The 22,517-nt window shown below is 64.2% G+C and carries 22 protein-coding genes; 10 read left to right on the forward strand and 12 right to left on the reverse strand.

Annotated features, from left to right (window positions below; translation table 11 throughout):
- The first annotated feature begins 117 nt into the window (after positions 1 to 117).
- A complete protein-coding gene (locus BraRD5C2_RS14990) occupies positions 118 to 789 on the forward strand; it encodes a response regulator (RefSeq protein ID WP_050401724.1) in 672 nt (223 codons plus the stop codon).
- A complete protein-coding gene (locus BraRD5C2_RS14995) occupies positions 789 to 2,234 on the forward strand; it encodes a sensor histidine kinase (protein ID WP_223969805.1) in 1,446 nt (481 codons plus the stop codon). The genes BraRD5C2_RS14990 and BraRD5C2_RS14995 overlap by 1 nt, the downstream gene beginning before the upstream one ends.
- 78 nt (positions 2,235 to 2,312) lie before the next feature.
- Here the strand turns inward: BraRD5C2_RS14995 and BraRD5C2_RS15000 are convergent, their stop codons facing one another.
- Positions 2,313 to 2,735: a VOC family protein gene (locus tag BraRD5C2_RS15000; RefSeq protein ID WP_223969806.1), complete on the reverse strand. Its 423-nt coding sequence runs from the start codon at positions 2,733 to 2,735 to the stop codon at positions 2,313 to 2,315.
- Between the two features lie 118 nt (positions 2,736 to 2,853).
- Positions 2,854 to 3,870, reverse strand: coding sequence for an alpha/beta hydrolase (locus BraRD5C2_RS15005; RefSeq protein WP_223969489.1), 1,017 nt, complete (start codon positions 3,868 to 3,870; stop codon positions 2,854 to 2,856).
- Between the two features lie 283 nt (positions 3,871 to 4,153).
- On the opposite strand from BraRD5C2_RS15005, the gene BraRD5C2_RS15010 reads away from it, so the two are divergent.
- Positions 4,154 to 5,680 (forward strand): amidohydrolase family protein, encoded by a 1,527-nt coding sequence (locus tag BraRD5C2_RS15010; RefSeq protein WP_223969490.1) that lies wholly within the window; start codon positions 4,154 to 4,156, stop codon positions 5,678 to 5,680.
- A 135-nt stretch (positions 5,681 to 5,815) separates the two neighbouring features.
- Here BraRD5C2_RS15010 and BraRD5C2_RS15015 read toward each other — a convergent pair whose 3' ends face one another.
- Both BraRD5C2_RS15015 and BraRD5C2_RS15020 read right to left on the reverse strand, forming a co-directional pair.
- Positions 5,816 to 6,553 carry an enoyl-CoA hydratase/isomerase family protein gene (locus BraRD5C2_RS15015; protein ID WP_223969491.1) on the reverse strand — a complete coding sequence of 246 codons (738 nt, stop codon included), beginning with the start codon at positions 6,551 to 6,553 and terminating at the stop codon, positions 5,816 to 5,818.
- A gap of 131 nt (positions 6,554 to 6,684) precedes the next feature.
- Positions 6,685 to 7,209, reverse strand: a complete 525-nt coding sequence (locus BraRD5C2_RS15020; RefSeq protein WP_076866333.1) for a cupin domain-containing protein — start codon at positions 7,207 to 7,209, stop codon at positions 6,685 to 6,687.
- A gap of 141 nt (positions 7,210 to 7,350) precedes the next feature.
- Between BraRD5C2_RS15020 and BraRD5C2_RS15025 the strand changes: the two genes are divergently transcribed.
- On the forward strand, positions 7,351 to 7,566 hold the full coding sequence (locus BraRD5C2_RS15025; protein ID WP_223969492.1) for a CsbD family protein: 216 nt from the start codon (positions 7,351 to 7,353) through the stop codon (positions 7,564 to 7,566).
- A gap of 66 nt (positions 7,567 to 7,632) precedes the next feature.
- Here BraRD5C2_RS15025 and BraRD5C2_RS15030 read toward each other — a convergent pair whose 3' ends face one another.
- The 4 genes from BraRD5C2_RS15030 to ggt all read right to left on the reverse strand — a co-directional run bounded on the left by BraRD5C2_RS15030 (position 7,633) and on the right by ggt (position 12,133).
- On the reverse strand, positions 7,633 to 8,640 hold the full coding sequence (locus BraRD5C2_RS15030) for a D-2-hydroxyacid dehydrogenase family protein (protein ID WP_223969493.1): 1,008 nt from the start codon (positions 8,638 to 8,640) through the stop codon (positions 7,633 to 7,635).
- A gap of 46 nt (positions 8,641 to 8,686) precedes the next feature.
- Positions 8,687 to 9,145 carry an FKBP-type peptidyl-prolyl cis-trans isomerase gene (locus BraRD5C2_RS15035; RefSeq protein ID WP_173641166.1) on the reverse strand — a complete coding sequence of 153 codons (459 nt, stop codon included), beginning with the start codon at positions 9,143 to 9,145 and terminating at the stop codon, positions 8,687 to 8,689.
- Positions 9,146 to 9,208: 63 nt separating this feature from the next.
- Positions 9,209 to 10,417 (reverse strand): NAD(P)/FAD-dependent oxidoreductase, encoded by a 1,209-nt coding sequence (locus BraRD5C2_RS15040; RefSeq protein WP_223969494.1) that lies wholly within the window; start codon positions 10,415 to 10,417, stop codon positions 9,209 to 9,211.
- 129 nt (positions 10,418 to 10,546) lie between these two features.
- Positions 10,547 to 12,133, reverse strand: a complete 1,587-nt coding sequence (gene ggt, locus BraRD5C2_RS15045; RefSeq protein ID WP_223969495.1) for a gamma-glutamyltransferase — start codon at positions 12,131 to 12,133, stop codon at positions 10,547 to 10,549.
- Positions 12,134 to 12,316: 183 nt separating this feature from the next.
- Between ggt and trhO the strand changes: the two genes are divergently transcribed.
- Both trhO and BraRD5C2_RS15055 read left to right on the forward strand, forming a co-directional pair.
- Entirely contained in the window at positions 12,317 to 13,069 is a 753-nt protein-coding gene (gene trhO, locus BraRD5C2_RS15050; protein WP_223969496.1) for an oxygen-dependent tRNA uridine(34) hydroxylase TrhO, read from the forward strand.
- The gene (locus tag BraRD5C2_RS15055; RefSeq protein WP_050401697.1) at positions 13,062 to 13,277 is read left to right on the forward strand and encodes a SlyX family protein; all 216 of its coding nucleotides are present in this window, start codon (positions 13,062 to 13,064) and stop codon (positions 13,275 to 13,277) included. Before trhO ends, BraRD5C2_RS15055 begins: the two co-directional genes overlap by 8 nt.
- 30 nt (positions 13,278 to 13,307) lie before the next feature.
- Here BraRD5C2_RS15055 and BraRD5C2_RS15060 read toward each other — a convergent pair whose 3' ends face one another.
- Positions 13,308 to 14,195, reverse strand: a complete 888-nt coding sequence (locus tag BraRD5C2_RS15060) for a LysR family transcriptional regulator (RefSeq protein WP_223969497.1) — start codon at positions 14,193 to 14,195, stop codon at positions 13,308 to 13,310.
- Between the two features lie 396 nt (positions 14,196 to 14,591).
- Between BraRD5C2_RS15060 and BraRD5C2_RS15065 the strand changes: the two genes are divergently transcribed.
- The 4 genes from BraRD5C2_RS15065 to hemE all read left to right on the forward strand — a co-directional run bounded on the left by BraRD5C2_RS15065 (position 14,592) and on the right by hemE (position 18,531).
- Positions 14,592 to 15,005, forward strand: coding sequence for a TadE/TadG family type IV pilus assembly protein (locus BraRD5C2_RS15065; RefSeq protein WP_223969498.1), 414 nt, complete (start codon positions 14,592 to 14,594; stop codon positions 15,003 to 15,005).
- Between the two features lies 1 nt (position 15,006).
- Positions 15,007 to 16,677: a pilus assembly protein TadG-related protein gene (locus tag BraRD5C2_RS15070; protein WP_223969499.1), complete on the forward strand. Its 1,671-nt coding sequence runs from the start codon at positions 15,007 to 15,009 to the stop codon at positions 16,675 to 16,677.
- Between the two features lie 158 nt (positions 16,678 to 16,835).
- Positions 16,836 to 17,126 carry a PilZ domain-containing protein gene (locus BraRD5C2_RS15075; RefSeq protein WP_223969500.1) on the forward strand — a complete coding sequence of 97 codons (291 nt, stop codon included), beginning with the start codon at positions 16,836 to 16,838 and terminating at the stop codon, positions 17,124 to 17,126.
- Between the two features lie 358 nt (positions 17,127 to 17,484).
- The gene (hemE, locus tag BraRD5C2_RS15080) at positions 17,485 to 18,531 is read left to right on the forward strand and encodes a uroporphyrinogen decarboxylase (protein WP_223969501.1); all 1,047 of its coding nucleotides are present in this window, start codon (positions 17,485 to 17,487) and stop codon (positions 18,529 to 18,531) included.
- A gap of 130 nt (positions 18,532 to 18,661) precedes the next feature.
- Here the strand turns inward: hemE and BraRD5C2_RS15085 are convergent, their stop codons facing one another.
- From BraRD5C2_RS15085 to BraRD5C2_RS15095, 3 genes are all read right to left on the reverse strand, one after another.
- A complete protein-coding gene (locus BraRD5C2_RS15085; protein WP_223969502.1) occupies positions 18,662 to 20,275 on the reverse strand; it encodes a GMC family oxidoreductase in 1,614 nt (537 codons plus the stop codon).
- A gap of 59 nt (positions 20,276 to 20,334) precedes the next feature.
- A complete protein-coding gene (gene mhpA, locus BraRD5C2_RS15090) occupies positions 20,335 to 21,927 on the reverse strand; it encodes a bifunctional 3-(3-hydroxy-phenyl)propionate/3-hydroxycinnamic acid hydroxylase MhpA (RefSeq protein ID WP_223969503.1) in 1,593 nt (530 codons plus the stop codon).
- 7 nt (positions 21,928 to 21,934) lie between these two features.
- On the reverse strand, positions 21,935 to 22,517 hold a 583-nt coding region (locus BraRD5C2_RS15095), incomplete at its 5' end, for a VOC family protein (protein WP_223969504.1).

Raw genomic sequence — 22,517 nt, forward strand, 5'->3', positions numbered from 1 at the left:
GAAAAGGCCAATTACATCAATGCATTCGTGTGGACACCGCAGTTTTCTTCCTGGCCGTAATCTTATTGTAATCCGTCCGTAATGATAGAAACAATTGTTCACACTTGGGAGAATGCGGTGCGAGTTCTGGTCGTGGAGGATGACCCCCAGCTTGGGCCATGGCTGCGGGATACCCTGGCTACGGCCTTCGGCGCATCCGACATGGTCACAACGCTCGAGGAGGGTCGAGCCGCAGTCGCCGTGCGAAGCTTTGAACTCGTCGTGATCGACCGCGGACTGCCGGATGGCGATGGTCTGGCCTTGCTGCGCGACCTGAAGCAGCAGAAGCCGAGCCCCGCGACGATCGTGCTGACGGCACTCGATGACCCCCTCGATATTGCGCGCGCCCTCGATGACGGGGCGGACGACTACGTGGCCAAGCCATTCGAGCCGATCGAGCTGATCGCGCGCGCCAAGGCCGTGCTGCGACGTCTGTTTCTCGATAGAGGAGCGATCGTTCGCATCGGCAATCTGAGCTACGACGTGCTCAATCGCGAGGTCTGCGTCGATCACGCGCCCATTGTCGTGCCGCGGCGTGAACTGGCGATTCTGGAAGCGATGGTTCGGCGCATTGGGCGCGTCGTCCTGCGCGAGACCCTTGAAGTTGCCGCCTACAGCTTTGATGACGAGATTCAATCAAACGCGATCGAGGCCCACGTTTCGCGGCTGCGCCGGCGGCTCCGCGCGGCCAACTGCAAGGTCGTCATCAAACCGGTCCGTGGCCTCGGATATCTCTTGAGTGGCGAATGATGATGTTGAAGTGGCAAAGGCTCAAGCGCGTCCATCGCTCGATCGCGGTGCTGTCCGCGACGCTGATCGGCGCCGTAACGACCATCATGCTGCTCTGCGCAGCAGCCTTGCTGATCCGGTTTGGCGGTGACGATGACGGCACCTGGGCCGCCGCCGACGTCGCCGATGCCTTGAAGGAAGCCGTCATCCGCAACGAGACCGGGCAACTGGCGCTCAAGCGGACATCGAGGCTGGACGAGATCACCCGCAATTTCCCGACATTCTGGTATGTCGTGTCCGACAAGAGTGGCGAGGTCAGCTACGGCCCGATCCCGAAGTGGCGTCCGCAAAAGACCCAGACATCGCGTGACGGGACGAGTTTCATCGCCTACGCGTTTGACGGCGAAACCACCAACCTGAGGAAGATGGCGGTCGTCAGAAATACGCCGGTGGGTGAGGTGTGGATCGAAACCGGTGGCGTGGCCTATACGGCGGCGCAGCTGACAACCGGAATGCTCACCGATGCGACGATCGTCGCGCTCCCCATCATCCTGGTCCTGGCGGCGACGGCGTTTACCGCGATGGTCTTCGTGCCGACGCTCATCGCGCGTCCCGTCCGCGCCGTCGCAGCGGCCGCCGAGATGATCGATGGGGTTTCGGATGGCCGACGACTGCCGGAACAGGATGCGCCGGCCGAGCTCCTGCCTCTGGTCGCGGCTTTCAATCGCGCGCTATCGCGAATAGACGTCGCTTCAAAGGCGCAACGAAATTTCCTGTCGAATGCAGCACACGAACTTCGGACGCCCCTAACCAACGCGCGCACCATACTCGAGCAGGTCGAGGACGCTCCATTGCGTGCGAGGCTGATCGCCGAGAACCAGAAGCTGTCGTCGATCGTCACCATGCTGCTCCAGCTGGCGCGCATCTCCGCAGAACCCGCCGAACTGATCGAAATGGATCTTGCGGCGCTTGCGCGCAGGGTTGCGGCCGAACACGTGCCGATGGCGTTGAAGAACGGAAGCGATGTCGAGTTCATCGAGCCCCATCACCCGATCTGGGTGCGCGGCTCGGAAACCGCGATCGCCGTCGCGCTCTCGAACCTGATCCGAAACGCCGTGACTCATGGCAGCGCAGGTGGCTCCGTCCTCATCGAGGTCGGAGCACCGGCGCGGCTCAGCGTCATTGACTACGGATCGGGGCTCCAACTCGGTCAGCCCGAACTGCTGCTTGAGCCCTTCAAGCGCGGCAACACCCGCGCGGAAGGAACAGGACTGGGGCTTTCGATTGTCTCCCAGGTGATGACCACCCACGGCGGCACCGTTTCCCTCTGCGAGACGCCAGGCGGCGGCACCACGGTCGAACTGAACTTTCCGGTCCCAGGCTGCCGGCAAGCCGACCTGCCTCAGGGAAGAAAAGCCGTCCAAGCCATGACCGAAGCCCGGCCGGACGGCATTTCCGCAGCCTGAAGTGCGATCTCAATCCGCTAAGCGGATTGCCAACTGCCGCTCATGGCCGGCTTCGAATGCCCGCATTGCGCGGGCGGCTCAGGCGTTGGCCGGCGCGGATTGCGCCTTCATCGCAGCCTCGACATCTATCCACATCACTTCCCAGATGTGCCCATCGAGATCCTCGAAGCTGCGGCCGTACATGAAGCCGTAATCCTGCTGCGGCGACGGATCGGCGGTGCCGCCCGCGCTCTTCGCCCTGGTCACATAGCCGTCAACCGCCTCGCGGCTCTCGGCGGACAGGCAGATCAGCACCTCGCTCGTGGTCCTGGCATCGGCGATCGCCTTCGGCGTGAACTGCCGAAACTTGTCGTGCGTCAGCAACATGACGTGGATGGTCTCGGAGATCACCATGCCGGAGGCGGTGTCGTCGGAGAATTGCGGATTCTTCGTCGCACCAATCGCCTCATAGAAGGCGGTGGCACGGGCGAGATTGCTGACCGGCAGGTTGACGAAGATCATTTTAGGACTAGCCACGAGAGAACTCCTGTTGGCGGGGTTGTGCCCCGAGGACGAACCGGATAGCCGGATCCCGACATCGCCGCGCAAATTTTTCTTGCGGCGTCCTGACGCAGGCCGCCTAGGTCACGATCGGCGTCGGCATGGTCAGGAATGCCCGCGTCACGTGCCAGAACAGTTCGCGATTGGTGGCCAGTGCAACCGAATGGGCGGTGCCGGGCAGGATGACGAACTGCGGGTCGCCATTCGGCAGCTTGTTGAAGAACTCCTCGAGATCGGGCACCGCCGCGATCCCGTCATACTCGCCGCGAACCAGCAGCACCGGCGCCAGCACCTTCTCCGGATGCACCACCGGCAGGTTGGCGGTCATGTCGAGATAGGTGCCGGTCGGGATCTGGTCGCCGAACTGCATCTCGACATCGGCCAACGCTTCCATCACGGCGGGGTCCGACGTGCCCGGCTTGTCGCGGGTCGCGATCGAGCGGATCATGTCGCGGTCGCGTTTGCGCATGTTGTGGCTGCGGTAATAGGCAAGCTGCTCGGCGCGCTTCGCCAGTGTCGGCGAGCCCTCGCCCTTGTAGGTGAAGGCGGCGAACACCAGGCGATCGATGCGCTCGGGCGCGGCCATCGCGAACGCACCTGCCCGCAGTGCGCCGGAGGATTCGCCGATGAAGTGATATCGCCGCTCGCCGGTCTCGCGCGCGATCACCTCGACCGCCGCCTTCAGGTCCTCGACGCCGCTTGCGATGTCCGCATTGCCCGAGGTGCGGCCCGACTTGCCGTAGTTCTCGTGATCCATGGTCCAGCAATCGAAGCCGTAGCGCGCAAAGACATTGAGCAGCGAATACTCGCCCTTGCCCGGCACCGTGAGGTCGAACGCCCTCGACGTCACCGACGAGCCGTGGACGAAGAACACCACGGGCCGCGCCCGCTCGCCCGGTTTCGGTGTGCCGATCCGCTTGCGGAACATCCACAGCGGGATGTCGCCCTTCTTCGCCCAGTATTCGTTGCTCCATATTTCGCCCTCGGCAGGAACTGCGGTCGCGGCCTGCACCGCCGCTGCGCCGAGCACACCGGCCGCGGTTGCAACGCCGATGCCCGTGATGATGGTGCGTCGCGAATGGTCTGCTGGCATCATGGTTTGCCTCCCTCTGAACGATGTGGCTTCGTTCGGCCCCTCGGGTTTTGCACGACGTTAGCATCCACAACCGTCATTGCGAGCGCAAGCGAAGCAATCCATGGCGCCACTTGCAGCAAGAGTATGGATTGCTTCGTCGCATACGCTCTTCGCAATGACAGAGAATACAGCGCACGATTTTGTGAACGCGGTTTCCGGCAATCGGCGCGGACGACGGACGGACTTGGTCCTAGTCTCCGCCGCGGTCCGACCGGAAAAATCCGGCGAGATGCGGGAGCGAAGAATGAGCAGCAATCTCACCGACGAAGAACTTGCCGCCTTGATGCCCTCCGAACTGTGCCAGTACCAGACGCCGATCCCGACCCAGATCGTCTCCAGCGACGAGTTCTATCCCGACCCGCAGAACGAACGGCAGCGCGAGGTTGAGGCACGTCTGCTGGCGATGGCCGACGACCTCGGCGGCAAGCAGGGTCTCGATCGCCGAAAATTCTTTCAGACCGCGGCCGGCATGGCCGCTTCCTTTGTCGCGATGAACCAGGTCTATGGCCCGCTGTTCGATGTGGCGCCGGCCGAGGCTGCAACGCCGGCGATGGCGCAAGAGCGCGCCAACGGACTGAAAGATCAGTTCATCATGGACATGCACACGCATTTCCTGCGCGACGACACCCGCATCATGGGCTTTGTGGAAATGCGCAAGGCGGTCGGCAAGGCCGGCTGGAACAAGGAGCTCAACGATCACGAGCAGACCATCGAGGATCTGAAGTTCAACAACTACAAGAAGGAGATGTTTCTTGATTCCGACACCAAGATCGCGCTGATCTCCTCGGCGCCGTCGGACATCGAGCAGGACTGGTTCCTGACCAACGAGCAGATGGCCGACGCGCGCAAGAAGATGAACGACGAGGCCGGCTCGCGCCGCGTGTTCTGCCACGCGATCTTCACGCCCGGGCAGCCCGGCTGGCTCGACAAGCTCGATGCCGCGCTGGCGCTAAAGCCGGAATCCTGCAAGGGCTACACGATCGGCGATAACACCCACAAGGAGATCAGCCGCTACCCGTGGCGGCTGGACGACGAGAAGGTCGCCTACAAGGGCTATGAGAAGATGGTGAAGGCAGGCATCAAGAATGTCTGCGTGCACAAGGGACTGTTCCCGCCCGGGATCGAGAAGCAGTATCCGAACCTGCGCGGCTTCGCCGACGTTGCCGATGTCGGCCAAGCGGCCAAGGACTGGCCGCAGCTCAACTTCGTCATCTACCACTCTGCTTATCGCCATGTCGGTGGCGATCCCAAGGTCGCGCTGGCCGAATTCGAGCGCACCGGCCGGATCGCCTGGACCTCCGACCTCGCCGACATCCCGGCGCAGTATGGCGTCAGCAACGTCTACGGCGATGTCGGGCAATTGTTCGCGACCACGCTGGTCGCCGAGCCCAATGTCTGCGCCGCGCTGATGGGCACCCTGATCAAGGGCCTCGGCGTCGACCACGTCTGCTGGGGCACCGACGCGCTGTGGACCGGTGCGCCGCAATGGCAGATCGAGGGCCTGCGACGGCTGGAAATCCCGGAAGTGATGCAGAAGAAATTCGGCTACGCGCCGCTTGGGCCCGCCGACGGACCGGTGAAGACGGCGATCTTCGGCGACAACAACGCCCGGCTCTACAACATCCAGCCGAAGCGCGCGATGCTCGACATCAAGGGCGACCGCTTCGCGACGATGAAGGCGCAGTATGAGAAGGCCGGCGTAGAGCCGTCGAATACGCGCTACGGCTATGTCGTGCCGAATGGGCCGATCGATCACCGGGTGTTCGTGTAAATCTCACCCTCCGTCATTCCGGGGCGACGCGCAGCGTCGAGCCCGGAATCCATTTGGCCGCATATTGTGTTGTGGGATGGATTCCGGGCTCTCGCTTCGCGAGCCCCGGAATGACGACGAGAACTGCCGCTCGTCCTACTTCCCCGTAAACCTCGGCTTCCGCTTCTCGGCGAAGGCCTTCACGCCCTCCTTGAGATCCTCGCTGTCCCTGACCTCATCGAGCAGCCGCCGCGCGTCGGCGACTGTTTCCAGCGGCCCCTTCGGCATCGCCTCGCGCGCCAGCTTCTTCAGCGCGCGGACCACCAGCGGGGCATTGCCGGCGATCTTCGCAGCCATCTGCTGCGCCAGCGCGAGGTGCTGACCTTTCGGTGCGACCTTGTTGACGAAACCGATCTGGAAGGCGCGTTCCGCCGACATCTCGTCGCCGACCAGCAGAAACTCCATCGCGATCTTGTGCGGCATCCGCGCCATCACCGATGAGACGCCGCCCGCGGTGGTGCCGATCTTTCCCTCGGGGTAGATGAAGCGCGTCGTCTCCGACGCCACACACAGATCGGCCATCTGCACCAGCACGAAGGCGCCACCTACGACCCAGCCGGATGTCGCCGCAATCACCGGCTTGTCCAGTTCGACGCCGAGGCCAGGCACGGCGTGCCACATGTTGGCGGGGAGATCACCAACATCGGCGCCGACCGAGAAATACTTTTCCTCCGCCGAAGCCAGCACCGCCACACGATCGTCGCTGTCTCGAAATCGCAGCCAGGCATCGCGCAGCTCGGTGCACAACGCGTTGTTGAGCGCGTTGTGCTTTTCACTGCGCGTCATCGTGATGGTCGCGACGTGGTCGGCGCTCTCGTAGCGAACGAGCGTCATGCTGGGCTCCCTGCTCTGTCGTCATTCCGGGGCGACGCGCAGCGTCGAGCCCGGAATCCATTCATCCACCAACGCTGTGGCCCGATGGATTCCGGGCTCTCGCTTCGCGAGCCGCGGAATGACGGGGCCCGTTATTTCTTCTCGTCGGGATGCCGGTGCACCGGATCGACCCAGAGCACGTTCTCCGGTTTCTCGACCGGCTCGATGTCGAGATTGATCGCGACCGCCTCGCCGTCGGAACGCACCAGCACGCATTCCAGCACCTCGTCGGGACTGGCGTTGATCTCCTGGTGCGGCACGTAGGGCGGCACGAAGATGAAATCGCCGGGACCGGCTTCGGCGGTGAACTGCAGCTTCTCGCCCCAGCGCATCCGCGCCTTGCCCTTCACGACATAGATGATGCTTTCGAGATGGCCGTGATGATGCGCGCCGGTCTTGGCGTCCGGCTTGATGCTGACGGTGCCTGCCCACAATTTCTGCGCGCCGACCCGGGCGAAATTGATCGCGGCCTTGCGGTCCATGCCGGCAGTCGACGGCACGTTCGGATCGAGCTGGTTACCCGGAATCACCCGGACGCCGTCGTGCTTCCAGCGCTCGTCGTCGTGATGGTGATGATCGTGGTCGTGAGAATGGGTGTGATCGTGGGAACCGCTCATCGTTCTTGCTTTCATTGGTCAAGTTTTCGTGCGCGGAACGCTACCGAAAAGCAGCCGCGCAGGCGAGCGGAAAATAGGAACGTTCCCGCGCTGCCGCGCGTTGCCGACGCGAAGTTTCAATGGATTTGAAGGGAGAGACTGATGGGCAGCACCACCGACAAGATCAAGGGCACCGCCAACGAGGCGATGGGCAAAGCCAAGCAGAAGATCGGCGAAGCCACCGGATCCGAGCAGATGCAGGGCGAAGGCGCGATCCAGGAAGCCAAGGGCAAGGGCCAGAAGGCGCTCGGCGACGCCAAGGAGATCGCCAAGGACGCCGTGAACAAGGCCGCGGCCGCAGCGAACAAGAAGCTCTGATCTGCAGGCGATCAGCTCTTGAGAAGGACCGGTCCATTCGGCCGGTCCTTTTCATGCCGCGATCAATCAGCCGCGCGGGCGGGGATGTGCCAGCACATCCGGATGTGTCAACACATCCGGATTGACGACATTGGTCGGCGCGCCCGCGGCATAGGCCACGATCTGGTCGAAGATGTCGGTGAACTGGATCTCGTACTCGTCGCGCGAGACGTAGCCGAGATGTGGCGTGCAGACCACATTGTCCATGTTGAGCAGCGGGTCCGACGTGTCGCGCAGCGGCTCCTTCTCGTAGACGTCGACCGCGGCCATGCCGGGCCGGCCGGCGCGCAGCGCGTTGACCAGTGCGCCGGGCTCGATCAGCGGCGCGCGGCTGGTGTTGACGATCAACGCGGTGTCTTTCATTCGCGCGAGATCTTCCGCCTTGACGATGCCGCGCGTCGCGTCGACCAGCCGCATATGCAGTGACAGCACGTCGCAGCGGGCAAAGAAATCGGCCTTGCTGGCGGCGGTCTCGTAGCCGTCGGCGCGCGCCTTCGCCAGCGCCGTCTCGCGCGCCCAGACCAGCACGTTCATGCCGAACGCTTTGCCGTAGCCCGCGACCACGGCGCCGATGCGCCCATAGCCGTAGATGCCGAGCGTCTTGCCGCGCAACGTATGGCCGACGCCGATCTGCCATTTGCCGGCCTTCAGCGCCGCCATCTGCTGCGGGATCGCGCGCATCGCGGCGAGGATCAGGCCCCAGGTGAATTCGGCGGTGGCGTAGGACGGCGTATCGGCATGCTGGCCCGACGACACGATGATGCCGAGCCGCGTGCAGGTGTCGATGTCGATATGCGGGTAGACGCTGCGCTGGCTGATCAGCTTCAGTTTCGGCAGACGTTCGAGCAACGGGGTGCGGATCTGGGTGCGTTCCCGGATCAGCACCAGCGCATCGGTGTCGCGCAGCCGTTCGGCGAGCGCGTCGACGTCCTGGACATGATCGTTCCAGATCGTGACGTCGTAGCCGTCGAGCTTGCGGAAGCAATCGAGGGTGCGCAGCGTGTCGAAATAATCGTCGAGGATCGAGATCTTCATCGCTGCGCCCCTCTTGTCATGGGCCGGTTACTTGGCGGCCATCAGGTCATTTAACGCCGAGCAGTTCGACGTCGAACATCAGCGTGGCATTCGGCGGGATCACGCCGCCGGCGCCGCGCGCGCCGTAGCCGAGGTTCGGCGGGATGATCAGCGTGCGCTTGCCGCCGACCTTCATGGTGGCGACGCCCTCGTCCCAGCCCTTGATCACGTGGCCCTGGCCGATCGGAAACTCGAACGGCTCGTTGCGGTCGACGGAGGAGTCGAACTTCTTGCCCTTCTGGCCGTTTTCGTAGAGCCAGCCGGTATAGTGCATGACGCAGGTCTGGCCGGTCTTCGGCGAGGCGCCGGTGCCGACCTTGCTGTCAATGATCTGGAGGCCTGAAGCTGTGGTCATGGGCTTTCCTGCGGTTTGGGCCATTGCCGTCCTGCCGGCAACGGACGTGGAGACTGCCGCCGCCAGGCCGGCGAATGCAGTCGTGATGATCGTGCGTCGTGAAGATCGCATCTTGCACCTCTCGTGAACGACCGCCGTCTCTAGCCCAGCGCGCGGCAATTCCCTAGCCGTTTTTCAGTGACCGGCCATGCCGCCATCGCGGTCCAGCGCGAAATCGTCGAGCAACGGCGAGCTGCCGCCTGCGATGAGATCGCCGATCAGTTGCGCCGCCAGATAGGAAAAGGTGATGCCGTTACCGCCATAGCCAAACGCCGCATAGATGCGCTTCGCGCGGGGCACCGGACCGATCAGCGGCAAGCCATCGCTCGTGGTGTCGAAGGTCCCGGCCCAACGGTATTCGATCTCCGTTGCGGCGAACGGCCAGAGCGCGGCGAGACGTTGCACGAGCCGCAGCGCCTTCTCCGGGATCAAGCGGTCGCGGGCATCAGCCGCGATGACCTCATCGCTATCCTCGCCACCGATGATGATGCGGCCCGCCGGCGTCGTCCGGGCGTAAAGATAATCCTTGGCGTTCTCCCAGATCAGCGCGCCGTCCTTCCAGATGTTCTGCGGCTGCGGTGTGGTCGCAATCGCCCAGCTCGAGGACACGGTCTGGATCGTAGACCGAACGATGTCCGGCATCACATAGCCGGTCGCCAGCACGACGGCCTTCGCGGCAATTTCGCGACCATTCTCGAATCCCACGGTCACCGTTTCGCCCGCCGGATCGAAGGCTAAGGCCTCCGCATCGAACTGCCGCGCACCGCGCGCGAGTGCGAGGTGGAGCAGCCCGCGGGCAAGTTGGAGCGGATCCACATCCGCCGCGCCGGGCGAGACGATCGCGCCGGCGCGCGCTATCCGGTAGCTCTCGAGCAGTTGTCCATGATCGAGGAACTCGCCGGGCAGGCCGGCGCGGCGGCGGAGCCGATGCTCATCAAGCAATTCGGCTGCAGAGCTGCCGGCCGCCAGATAGAGCGAGCGCTTCTTTCTGATCTCTCCGGGCAGGTTGTGGTCACGAACCAGCGAGATCAGACCGGTCACGGCATCGAGGCTAGCGCGATAGGCGCGCGCAGCCCGATCGAAGCCATACATCGCGGTCAGTTCGACAAGCGGGCGGTCGATCTCCCACAACAACATCGCCGTGCTGGCTACAGTGCTGCCCTGGCCCGGACGCTCTCGATCAACAATGACGACGTCCAGCCCCTGACGGGTCAGGCGCTCGGCGACCAGCGAGCCGGTGATGCCGGCGCCGACGACAAGCGCATCGCAGCCGAGATTTTCCGATAGCGTCGGACGCGGTGGTGGCGTTGCGGCGACAAACCACGGCGAGACGCCGCCGCGCAAATCGGCCTGGTCAGTATTATCTGAATCGAGGGAGCTGATGACGGGCCTCGCGGGAAAGGGCTTCCAGCACCAATCCTTGCGAGAACAGCTTGTTCCTCAACGCATATCCGGCGCTGCTGCCTGCGACAATCAGTAGCCGAGCGCGCAGCCGTCCTTGCGCGGATCGGAGCCGCCGGTCAGCGTGCCCTTCTCCCAATCGATCCAGATGCCCTGGCCGCCGCCGAGCGGCGCGACCACGCTGGTGGTCTTGTGGCCGATCTTCTTCAGGCCTTCGACGATCTCTGCCGGCACCGAGTCCTCAAGCTGGTAGACGCCCTCGTAATGCAGGCCGCGCGGCATGTCGATCGCCTCCTGGATGTCGCAGCCATAGTCGAGCATGTTGGTCAGAACGTGGGTCTGGCCGACCGGCTGATACTGCCCGCCCATGACCCCATACGGCATCACCGCGCGGCCGTTTTTTGTGGCCAGCGCCGGGATGATGGTGTGCAGCGGACGCTTGCCCGGCGCGATGCAGTTCGGATGGCCGGGCTGGATGCGGAAGCCGCCGGCGCGGTTCTGCAGCAGGACGCCGGTCTTGTTGGAGACGATCGCCGAGCCGAACGAATGCGCGATCGAGTTGATGAAGGAGCAGACGTTGCGGTCCTTGTCGACCACAGTGATGTAGACGGTCGAGGGATTCATCGGCGGCGCCACGTTCGGCAACTCGAGCAGCCGGTCCATCCGGATGTTCCTGATGTGCTCGTCGGCGAACTCCCTCGAGAGAATACCGGCGACGTCGACATGGGCGTGCTGTGGATCGCCGATGTACTGCTCACGCATCATGTAGGCGATGCGTGCCGCCTCGGCCTCGAGGTGGAAGCGCTCGATGCTGAGCGGCTTGAACTTGGTCAGGTCGAAGCGCGACAGGATGTTGAGCATGACCAGCATGGTGATGCCGGGGCCATTCGGCGGGCACTGCCAGACGTCATGGCCCTTGTATATCGTGCCGATCGGCGCGGTCGCCTCGGTCGAATGCGCCGCAAAGTCCTCCAGCGTGTGCAAGCCGCCGATACCGCGCAGCGTGTCGACCATGTCGGCGGCGATCTCGCCGCTATAGAAGGCATCGCGGCCCTTTTGCGCGATGGCGCGCAACGTCTTGCCGAGCTCGGGCTGGCGGATCACGTCGCCGGCGACCGCGGGCTTGCCGTGCGGCAGCAGATAGCGCTCGGTGTTGGTGCCGTTCTTCAGCTTCTCAAAACCGTTCTTCCAGTCGAAGGCAATGCGCGGAGCGACGACATAGCCCTCCTCGGCGGCTTTGATCGCGGGCTGCAGCAGCCGGTCGAAGCCGAACTTGCCGTGATCCCTGAGGATCACATCCCAGGCGTCGATCGCGCCGGGAATGCTGACGGCATGCGCCGAGGTCAGCGGCACCGAATGGATCTTGCGTTCGAGGTACCACTCGGCGGTGGCTGCCATCGGCGCCCGGCCGCTGCCGTTATAGGCCGTGATCTTGCCCTCGCCCTTCGGCTGGATCAGCGCAAAGCAGTCGCCGCCGATGCCGGTCGATTGCGGCTCGATAACGCCGAGCAACGCGCAGGCCGCAACCGCGGCGTCGGCGGCCGTGCCGCCCGCGCGCATCACCTCGATGGCCACCAGTGCCGCCTCCGGATGCGACGTTGCGACCATCGCGTTCTGGGCGTGGACCGTGGAACGGCCGGCGAAGTGGAAATTCCTCATAACGGAGAGCTCGCTTGATCGTGATGGTCTGATGCTGCTGCGGCGGGTGGATGCCAAGGGGATGCGGAGTACATGGCACATTCATCCCCGGCAGGGCAATGCATGGTATGCCAGAGGAATTATCCCGATAATGCATGGCTTTGCGGGGTTTCGCCGATCTGGCTGGCCTGATAAACCCCGGCCATGCCGCTCAAGGTCGTCGCCTTCTACCAGTTCGCCGCGCTGCCCGATTTCCGCGCCCTGCGCGAGCCGCTGCGCGCGCTCTGCACCGACCTCGATCTGAAGGGCAGCGTGCTGCTCGCGCATGAGGGCATCAACGGCACCATCGCCGGCAGCCACGAAGCCATCGATGGCCTTGTCGCGGAGTTCAAGGACGGGCCGCTGTTCGGCGGTCGCCTCGACAACCTCGAGCTGAAATTCTCCGAAGCCGCGCAGATGCCGTTCCAGCGGCTCAAGGTGCGGCTGAAGAAGGAGATCGTGACGCTCGGCGACACGACCGTCGATCCGACGCGGCAGGTCGGCACCTATGTCGACGCCGCCGACTGGAACGAACTCATCGCCTCGCCCGACATCATGGTGCTCGACACCCGCAACGCGTTCGAGGTCGCGATGGGCAGCTTCGAAGGCGCGGTCGATCCGAAAATCGCTAGCTTCGGACAGTTCAAGGAATTTGCCGCGCGGCAGCTCGATCCCGCGAAGCACCGCAGGATTGCCATGTTCTGCACCGGCGGCATCCGCTGCGAGAAGGCCAGCGCCTATCTGCTCGCGCAAGGCTTCAGCGAGGTCTATCACCTCAAGGGCGGCATCCTGAAATATCTCGAGGAAACGCCCCGGCAAGACAGCCGCTGGCGCGGCGACTGCTTTGTGTTCGACGAACGGGTCGCGCTCGGCCACGGCCTGCGCGCGCGTGGGCACGAGGATGCCGTGCATGAATGACGCGGCAAAGCTGAGCGAACGGATCGATGCGCTGGAGGTCCGCCTGACCTACCAGGACGAAGCCATCGAGACGCTGAACCAGACCATCACGGCACAATGGAAGCAGATCGACGCGCTGACACGCCAGCTCGCCGAGTTGCGCGACCGGCTTCAGGAGGCCGAACGCCAGGCGCCGGGCCCCGCCAACGAGCGCCCACCGCACTACTGATCTGTGCCGCCGGAGCCCGGCGGCGCCGGATTACATGTTGCTCACCTGACGCATCGGCTTCGCGCCGCTGAAGAACAGGCTGGACAACCGCTGCACCATCGCCGTCGCGCGGCTTCCCTCGAGACCCGGGCGAACACACAGCAGGCGCTTCTGCACCGGAAGCTCCGGGAGATAATAGTCCTTCGCCGAAATCAGCGAGGACGGGATCATCCGCTCGGGGCATGCCGTCAGGCCGTATCCGGCCCGTGCGGCGTCCAGTCGCAGCTGGTGGTTCGGGCTCCTGAACACGATCTTGTACGTGATGTTGTGCTTGGTGAGCGTCCGGATCATCCAGTCGTCACCCGGCCACGCCAGGATCGGGATCGGGGCGCCCGGCCGCAGGACAAAATCGCGTGATCGTACCCAAACCGAGCGCTCGTCGGCCTCGGCGGCGATCGTCACCTCGTCTTCGTTCTCCAGCGAAGGGTTGCTGTAGACGAAGGCGATGTCGATGTAGCCGTCGATCAATCCTCGGATGACGATCGGCGACATGTCGGCGTGAAGCAGAACGTCGGCGAGTGCGTCGGCCGGATGCAGCTTGAGGAATTCCTCGGCGAGCATCGTGCTTATTCCGAGCCGCAGCGGCTGCGGTCCTTCGTGATTGCCGCCGAGCCGAAGCAGTTGGTCGTTCGCTTCGAGGATTCGCCTTGCCTGCTGCACGGCAACCTTGCCGAGCTCCGTCGTCGTGGTGCCGTTCGCCGTTCTGACGAAGAGCGCGCCGCCGACCAGGCTCTGCAGTCGCTTGACCTGCGAACTGATCGCCGGCTGGCTGAGACCGAGACGCTCGCCGGCCTTCGATAGACTTCCCGTCTCTGCGATCGCAACGACGGTGCGAACGATCTCTGTAGGAATATTCAAATGCTGACGTGGTCTGTGCATCGCGAGCCCTCCAATCTCAGCACGGGACGCAAATACGTTCTCCAGTATGTGATTCAGCTATACTAACATTTGGTTGCACTTTCGTTTAGTTTCAATTTGCCGCGATGCTATTGAAATTGCTGGTCTTATGTATTGTTACGTGCATTGCCACGTAGTGCTACGGTATCGGACGACTGCATCTGCACCCGCACGCAGCACCTCGACACCATCGGACCCCGGATTTCTGCGGACACGGCATCAAAGATTCTGATCGCCCCATAAGGTGTCGCCCACCCAATAAGTTTGAACGCTCCCATTGATCCGAATTGACGTCCCTGATTCGCGGAAGCGTTTTCATAGTTTTCCTTAATCAAAGCCTCGCAACGTGGCGCCCTAGATTGCGTTTCGAGGTGTGCCATGACCAGGTTATTTCGGTGTCGAAGCGGCGCGTCTGCTGTCGAATTTGCGCTGATGCTGCCGCTGTTTCTCGCCTTCATTTTCGGCATCATTGTATTCGGTTCGTATCTCGCGATGGTGCATGGCGTTCAGCAGCTCGCCGCCGAAGCGGCGCGGTCGTCGATCGCCGGAATGACCGACACAGAACGCAACAGCCTCGCGACGAACTACGTCACCGCCAACGCATCGACCTACCCGCTGCTCGTGGCCAGCAATCTCACCGTCAATGCCGCACCGTCCCCATTGAACGCCAACGTCTACGTCGTGACGGTCAACTACAACGCGGCCGGCAACTTCATCTACAAGCTCCCTTTCGTCCCGGCACCGGCGAGCACCATCGTCCGCTCCGCTGCGATCCAGTACGGGGGCTTCTAGCATGAGCGGCATCCTCATGCTGATGCGGCGCTTCGGCGCCGACGAACGAGGAAACTTCGCGATGATCTCGGCCGGCCTGATGACGCTCCTGATCGGGTGCGCCGGGCTTGCCATCGATCTCGGCACGATCTTCGCCGACCGGCGCAAGACCCAGAGCACCGCCGACCTCGCCGCGATCGTCGCTGCCGCCAATCTGAGCAATCCGGTCAACGCCGCCTCCGCGACGGTGACGCAGAACAACTATCCGGCCAGCGCACTGGTCAAGGTCGAGACCGGGACCTACGTCGCCAACAGCGCCGTCGCGCCGCAGTCCCGCTTCGTGACCCCTGCGGTCGGCATTCCGAACGCCGCGCGCGTCACGTTGACGACCAAGACCCCGCTCTACTTCGCGCGCTATATCACCGGCGCGAGCAGCTTCAACATCACGACGACCGCCACCGCGACATCGACCGAAATGGCCACGTTCGAGATCGGCTCGCGGCTGCTCTCGGTCAATGGCGGCGTGATCAATGCGCTGCTCGGCTCGATGCTCGGCACCACACTGTCGCTCTCGGTGATGGACTACAATTCGCTGATCAGCGCCAAGATCGACGCACTCGACTTCCTGTCGGCGCTGGCGACCCGGATCAACCTGACCGGCGTCACCTATAGCGACGTCTTGAGCAGCAACGTCAAGGTCGGCGATCTCATGGCGGCGGCGCTGACCACACAGCAGATCACCAACGGCGCCAACGCGGCGACGACCGCACTGTCGACGATCTCCCAGGCCGTCACCGGCTCTTCAACCAAGGTTTCGCCGGGCACCCTGATCGACCTCGGCCCGTTTGCCAACCTGACGGTGGGCCAGAAACCGAAGGTCGGCGCCAGCGTTTCGCTCTTCGACCTCATCAACACGGTGGCGCAGATCGCCAACGGCAGCAATCAGATCGCAACCTCGGTCAATTTCGGGCTGCCCGGCATCGCCAACGTGTCCGTGATCGCGACGGTCGGCGAGCGTCCGGTCGGCTCGAGCTGGATCGCGATGGGCACCCAGGGCGTGAGCGTCCATACTGCGCAGACCAGGATCCTGGCGACGGTCAATGTGCTCGGCTCCGGCAGCGTTTCGGCGATCAACCTCCCGGTCTATGTCGAGGTCGCCTCGGGCACCGCGACGCTCAACGCGGTGTCGTGCGGCCGTCCGAACATCAACACCTCGCAGGTCACGATCGGCGTGACGCCGGGGATCGTCGACGCCTGGATCGGCAACGTCACGGTTGCCGACATGACCAACTTCACGACCAAGCCCAATCCGCCGCCGGCGCTGCTGGTCAATCTTGGTCTCATCACCGTCACCGGCCTCGCCCATGTCGGCATGGGCAACACCACGCCGACCAACGTCAATTTCAGCTACAGCGACATCCAGTCCGGGACGAAGAAGACGGTGACGACGACCAACTTCCTCACGTCGCTCACCTCAAGCCTGCTCGGCGACCTCTCGCTCACCATCAACGTCGGCCCGCTCGGGCTTCCGGTCCCGGGACTGGGCGCGCTCGTCATGGGCATCCTGAATGGCGTGACGAGCCCGATCGATCAGGTGCTGGCGTCCCTGCTCTCGACGCTCGGCATCGGGCTCGGCCAGGTCGACGTCTGGGTGCTGGGCATCCGCTGCGACGGCGCCGTGCTGGTGAACTAGAGCATGATCCGGAAAAGTGTGTAGCGGTTTTCCGAAACGATCATGCTCAAAACAAAGAGATAGAGCGGGATGATGTTTCGAAGAAAATCATCCCGCTCGAGAGCGTTCTCCGGGGAAACGATCGCGAGCCGGCATCACAACGGGGGTAGGAGACTGCCGTGAGTGCAACAATAAGAAGATACAAGACCGACAGCCAGCGAACGCCCCTGATGAAGCGCGGAACGATCTTCTTCCGCAACACCAGCGTCGGATGCCTTGTGCTCAACATCTCGACCGGCGGCGCGGGGCTCGCTGTCGAAGGCGACGTCGCAATTCCGTTCGCGTTCGATCTCGAGATCGAGAGCGAACCGATCCCGCGGCACTGCATTCTGGTCTGGCGCCTGGAGCGCCGGCTCGGCGTGACCTTCGAATTCGAGCGGGTCCAGCGCCCCGAAGGCGGCCCGGTCTAGCCGGTCGAGGGCATCGCGATATGCGGGCGGTTCGCTGATCGAGGCCGTCCGCAAACATGTCACGCGTGCGCTTCGAGCCGCCGCTGCGCGGTGAGCCGTTCCTCGGATAACTGAACCCGTTCGCATCGTGGTTAGCGCTCGCTGGGATAAGCCAGCTAATTGTCCGGATTGTCGTCGTGCTTCGACGACGCGGTTGCATGGCGCTGACCGGATCGGAGGCCAGGAAGGTATCCTCCAGCCCCGCCGTGCAACGCGCCTCCGCAAACCGGGGTTCCAGAACCGCCTTGAGTATCGCCTTGGCCCATTGCGCCGCAGCGTGTATCAGGGGCCAAATTTGACCGTGATCAGGAACTTTCGCGTGCCCCAGGATCCCACCAAGAAGCCGCTCATCGACCTCCTGTCGGGCCACCGGCAGGCCGTACCGCCGCTCTGGATGATGCGGCAGGCCGGCCGCTATCTGCCGGAATATCGCGAGCTGCGCGCCAAGGCCGGCGGCTTCCTCGATCTCTGCTTCACGCCCGAGTTCGCCACCGAGATCACGCTGCAGCCGATCCGCAGGTTCAACTTCGACGCCGCGATCATCTTCTCCGACATCCTGGTGATCCCCTACGCGCTCGGCCGCTCGGTGCGCTTCGAGGCCGGCGAAGGGCCGCGGCTCGATCCGCTGGCAACCCCCGGCGAGATCGCGACGCTGGCAACCGAGGCCAATTTCGACCAGCTCGAGCCGGTCTTTGAAACCCTGCGCCGCGTTCGGCGCGAGCTTGCGCCCGAGATCACGCTGATCGGCTTCTGCGGCGCGCCATGGACGGTTGCGACCTATATGGTCGCCGGACAGGGCACGCCGGACCAGGCCCCCGCGCGCATGCTTGCCTATCGCCATCCGGACGCTTTCGCCAAAATCATCGACGTCCTGGTCGAGAACTCGATCCACTATCTCGTCGGCCAGCTCAAGGCCGGCGCCGACTGCCTGCAGATCTTCGACACCTGGGCCGGCGTGCTGCCGCCGCGCGAGTTCGCCCGCTGGTCGATCGAGCCGACCCGGCGCATCGTTGCCGGGGTGCGCAAGCAGGTCCCCGGTGCCCGGATCATCGGCTTTCCGCGCGGCGCGGCAGGCATGCTGCCGGCCTATGTCGAGCAAACCGGCGTCGATGCCGTCTCGATCGACTGGGCCGCGGAGCCGTCGATGATCCGCGAGCGCGTCCAGAGCCGCGTCGCGGTGCAGGGCAATCTCGATCCGCTGGCCCTGATTGCCGGCGGCGCCGCGCTCGACCGCGCAGTCGACGATGTGCTGGAGAATTTCGGCAAGGGGCGACTGATCTTCAACCTCGGTCACGGCATCCTGCAGGAGACGCCGATCGCCCATGTCGAGCAGATGGTCGCACGGGTGCGCGCGTATAAGGGGTGAGGGCCGGTAGCCGTTCACCGTCACCCTGAGGTGGCCGCTTCTTCAGCGGCCCTCGAAGGGTCGACGGCCCATCTGTGGCCGTGCATCCTTCGAGACGCGCTACGCGCTCCTCAGGATGACGGATCACATCTTACCTTGCATCCTCCAAAATCATATCCGACGCCTTCTCCGCGATCATGATCGTCGGCGCGTTGGTATTGCCCGACATCAGGTCCGGCATCACCGACGCATCGACCACGCGCAGGCCCTCGACACCGCGCACCTTGAGCCTGTTGTCGACGACCGCGAGCGCATCGTTGCCCATCCGGCAGGTCGAGGTCGGATGATAGACCGTGCTGCCGGTACGGCGGCAGAAATCGAGCAGGTCGTCGTCGCTGACCACCTTGGCGCCGGGATCGACTTCGCCGACCGAGTATGATTTCAGCGCTGGCGCGGCCAGGATCTTGCGCAGGATGCGGATGCCGTCGATGAAGGCGCGGCGATCGGTCTCGGTCGCCAGGTAGTTGATGCGGATTTCCGGCGGCACGCCCGGGTCCGCGCTCCGGATCTTCAACGAGCCGCGGCTCTCCGGGCGCAGCTGGCAGACCGACGCCGTGAAGCCCGAGAACGGATGCAGCTTCTCGCCCATCTTGTCGGTCGAGAACGGCAGGAAGTGGATCTGGATGTCCGGTGACGCCAGCCGCGGACTGGTCTTGAAGAATGCACCCGACGTGCCGGCCGCAATCGTCAACGGCCCCTTGCGCAACGCCGCGTAGCGCAGGCCGGCCATGACGCGGCGCACCGGATTGTTGATGACGTCGTTCAGCGTGACGCTCTGGGCGCAGCGCGTGACGATGCGCACCTGCATGTGATCCTGCAGATCGTTGCCGACGCCGGGCGCATCGAGCAGAACCTCGATGCCGTGCTGCTTCAACAGATCGGCGGGGCCGATGCCGGAGAGCTGCAGCAATTGCGGCGAGTTGTACGCGCCGCTCGACACCAGCACCTCCTTGCGCGCCTTGGCCGTGCGCAACTGCCCGTTCTGCCGGTACGCGACGCCGCTCGCGCGTTTGCCGTCGAACAGGACGCGCTGCGCTAGTGCCGACGTCTCGACATGCAGATTGCCGCGCGTCAGCGCCGGCCGCAGATAGGACCGCGCCGTCGAGGCGCGCCGGCCGCGCCGCGTCGTGGTCTGGAAGAAGCCCGCGCCCTCCTGGGTCGCGCCGTTGAAATCCGGATTGGTTGGGATGCCGACCTCGGCCGCGGCATGCACGAAGGCTTCCGACAGCGGATCGTGATGCCGCCAGTCCGACACCGGCAGCGGACCGCCGGCGCCGTGATATTTGTCGCCGCCGCGCTGCTGATCCTCCGCCTTCCTGAAGTAGGGCAGCACGTCGTCGAAACCCCAGCCGGCATTGCCGCGCTGCCGCCAGCGGTCATAGTCCTCGTGCTGGCCACGCACATAGAGCAGGCCGTTGATCGAGCTGGAGCCGCCGAGCACTTTTCCACGCGGCTGAAACACCTGGCGTCCGTTCAGGCCGGGCTCAGGCTCGGTCTGGTACATCCAGTTGACGGATTTTTCCTTGAACAGCTTGCCGTAGCCGAGCGGGACATGGATCCAGATGTTGGTGTCCTTCGGCCCGGCCTCGAGCAGCAGCACCGAATGCTTGCCGTCGGCACTCAGGCGGCTGGCGAGCACGCAGCCGGCCGAGCCGGCCCCGACGATGACGTAATCAAATTCGGCCACATCATTGTTGTTGTTCACTGGTTTCCCCCGGAATTTCTTTCTTCCGGTGGTACAGACAAAGCGCTGGCTTGAAAAGGCTAGTGCCCTGCGCTGAGGTTCTGGAGCAGTTGCCCGACGAGCATATTGAGCTCGCCGGCGGTGCCGGCGGCTCCGAAGACGTAACGGTCGGGCCGCACGATGACCGCCGCGGCGCCATGTTGCTGCATCCAGTCGGCGAACAACCCGTCGCGCTCGACCACGCTCAGAATGCCGTTGGTATCGCTGCTTTCACCTGACGCGGTGACGACGACGCGCTCGCCGGCGAGATGCTGCCAGGCGGCACGGGACGCGTCCGACAGCCACGCCAGCGGCTCCGCGGTAGCCGTCACGATCGCAAATTCCGGCTTCAGCAAATCGTCGAGCCGGCACGTGCGCCCGTCCGGTGCCCGCACATGCGGCTGCACGAACAGCCGTCCGGCAAGCACAGCATCGGGCGCGATCAGGCCGGAGACGAGATCGGGGATGAATTTCTGCCTGATGGTTTCGGCCTTGCCGGCCTTCAGGTCGGCGCGCAGCTGGACGTCGCGTTCGGCGGCAACCGCCGGATCGAGTTCACCGATGATCTTGCCGAACTCCTTGGCGCTGGCGACGACGGCGCGGACATGCGGCTTGCGCTCGATCTCGTAACTGTCGAGCAGCGTCTCGTCGGCGTCGCCACGGAGAACCAGGCTCAGCTTCCAGGCAAGGTTCACGGCATCGCGGATGCCGGCGCACAGCCCCTGCCCGAGGAACGGCGGCGTCTGGTGCACGGCATCCCCCATCAGGAGCACGCGGCGGTCGCGCCAGCGCTGCCCAAGCAGCGCGTGAAAGCGATAAACCGCCGAGCGCCAGATCGTGAGGTCGGAAATATCGGTGAAGCCCTTCAGCAGCGTCACGACATTGTCGGGCGCGCCGGCCGCCTCGGGATCCTCGCCGGGCAAGAGCTTGATCTCCCAGCGCCGCAGATTGCGCGGACCCGGCACGAAGGTGCCGGGCCGCGACGGCCAGCAATACTGAAAACTCCTGGCCGGCCGCTTGGCGGGGTCGCTGGTCAGCGTATCCACCACCATCCACCATTCATCGAAGGCGAGGTCGTCGAGGCCGATGCCGAGCTGCTTGCGCACAAAACTGTTGGCGCCGTCGCAGCCGATCAGATAGCGCGCGTGGATCGGGAACTCGTCGCCTCGCTCGCGCCGCGCCGTCAACGTCACCGCGCGCTCGTCCTGCTCGAGCGCCACGCCGGCGGTTGCGAGAAAAACGTCGACCTGCGGATATTGGACAAGCTTGTCGCGCAGCGCCTGCTCGACATCCGGCTGCACAAACGTGACGTTCGGAATCCAGCCGAGCGGATACGGCGGCGGCATCGGGTCGAAGATCTTGATGATCTCGCCGTCGACGCCGAGATAATGCGAGCCGTTATGCGGGGCGATCGCCTGCTCCATGAAATCGCCGAGCCCGATCGCCTGCAGCACGCGCAGCGCCTCGTGGTCGAGCGTGATCGCGCGCGGCTTGTCGTAGATGTCGGCAGTGCGCTCGACGACCGCGACGCTCAGGCCGGCTTTCGCGAGCAGGTTGGCGAAGATGGCGCCGACCGGCCCGAGGCCGACGATGGCCGCGTCATACAGGGGATCATGCCCGGGTTTCGCTGACATCGACATGCTACTTCGCGAGGTAACTCTCGAGCGTCAACGGCTTCGGCTTCATTTGCGACTCGCGGATCGCGACACCTTCGAACGGCGTCGCCTCCTCGAACCAGGCCTGCCGCGCCGGCAGGCCCCAGGGAAACGAGATCTTGTGGTCGGACGGATCCCAGCCGATCGGCTCGTTCTCGATGTCCATGATCTGGTAGTGCGTGTTGAACAGCTCGACGCGGTGCCCGTCGGGATCACGCATGTAGACATACATCGCATGCCCCGGCCCGTGCCGCCCGGGTCCGCGTTCGACGGCCGCGCCATAGCCGAGCTCGCCGGCGAGATCGCAGGCGTTCAGCAGATGATGGACCTCGGGCGCGAGGAACGCGAAATGATGCAGCCGCGGTCCCGCACCGTTGAAGAACACGATGTCGTGCGGATTGCCCTTGCGCTGCAGGAACACGCCGCGCAGATCGAACGTGCCGGCGGGCGCGATGTATTCACTGAGCCGAAAGCCGGCCGCGGTGTAGAACTCGCACGCCTTGCGCACCTCCGGCGTCAGCACCTGATAGTGGTCGAGCCGCAGCGCCGAGCCGCCGGCATGGCGGGGG

It is taken from the genome of Bradyrhizobium sp. RD5-C2 (assembly GCF_019972155.1).
GTDB lineage: Bacteria > Pseudomonadota > Alphaproteobacteria > Rhizobiales > Xanthobacteraceae > Bradyrhizobium.

Bases quoted from the DNA above. Each gene is read 5' to 3' on its own strand.
- BraRD5C2_RS15010 (WP_223969490.1), top strand. From the start codon at position 4,154: ATGAGCAGCAATCTCACCGACGAAGAACTTGCCGCCTTGATGCCCTCC.
- BraRD5C2_RS15060 (WP_223969497.1), bottom strand. From the start codon at position 14,195: ATGCACAGACCACGTCAGCATTTGAATATTCCTACAGAGATCGTTCGC.
- BraRD5C2_RS15005 (WP_223969489.1), bottom strand. From the start codon at position 3,870: ATGATGCCAGCAGACCATTCGCGACGCACCATCATCACGGGCATCGGC.
- BraRD5C2_RS15025 (WP_223969492.1), top strand. From the start codon at position 7,351: ATGGGCAGCACCACCGACAAGATCAAGGGCACCGCCAACGAGGCGATG.
- BraRD5C2_RS15000 (WP_223969806.1), bottom strand. From the start codon at position 2,735: ATGATCTTCGTCAACCTGCCGGTCAGCAATCTCGCCCGTGCCACCGCC.
- BraRD5C2_RS15070 (WP_223969499.1), top strand. From the start codon at position 15,007: ATGAGCGGCATCCTCATGCTGATGCGGCGCTTCGGCGCCGACGAACGA.
- BraRD5C2_RS15035 (WP_173641166.1), bottom strand. From the start codon at position 9,145: ATGCGATCTTCACGACGCACGATCATCACGACTGCATTCGCCGGCCTG.
- BraRD5C2_RS14995 (WP_223969805.1), top strand. From the start codon at position 789: ATGATGTTGAAGTGGCAAAGGCTCAAGCGCGTCCATCGCTCGATCGCG.
- trhO (WP_223969496.1), top strand. From the start codon at position 12,317: ATGCCGCTCAAGGTCGTCGCCTTCTACCAGTTCGCCGCGCTGCCCGAT.
- BraRD5C2_RS15055 (WP_050401697.1), top strand. From the start codon at position 13,062: ATGAATGACGCGGCAAAGCTGAGCGAACGGATCGATGCGCTGGAGGTC.
- BraRD5C2_RS15030 (WP_223969493.1), bottom strand. From the start codon at position 8,640: ATGAAGATCTCGATCCTCGACGATTATTTCGACACGCTGCGCACCCTC.
- ggt (WP_223969495.1), bottom strand. From the start codon at position 12,133: ATGAGGAATTTCCACTTCGCCGGCCGTTCCACGGTCCACGCCCAGAAC.
- BraRD5C2_RS15065 (WP_223969498.1), top strand. From the start codon at position 14,592: ATGACCAGGTTATTTCGGTGTCGAAGCGGCGCGTCTGCTGTCGAATTT.
- mhpA (WP_223969503.1), bottom strand. From the start codon at position 21,927: ATGTCAGCGAAACCCGGGCATGATCCCCTGTATGACGCGGCCATCGTC.
- BraRD5C2_RS15020 (WP_076866333.1), bottom strand. From the start codon at position 7,209: ATGAGCGGTTCCCACGATCACACCCATTCTCACGACCACGATCATCAC.
- BraRD5C2_RS15015 (WP_223969491.1), bottom strand. From the start codon at position 6,553: ATGACGCTCGTTCGCTACGAGAGCGCCGACCACGTCGCGACCATCACG.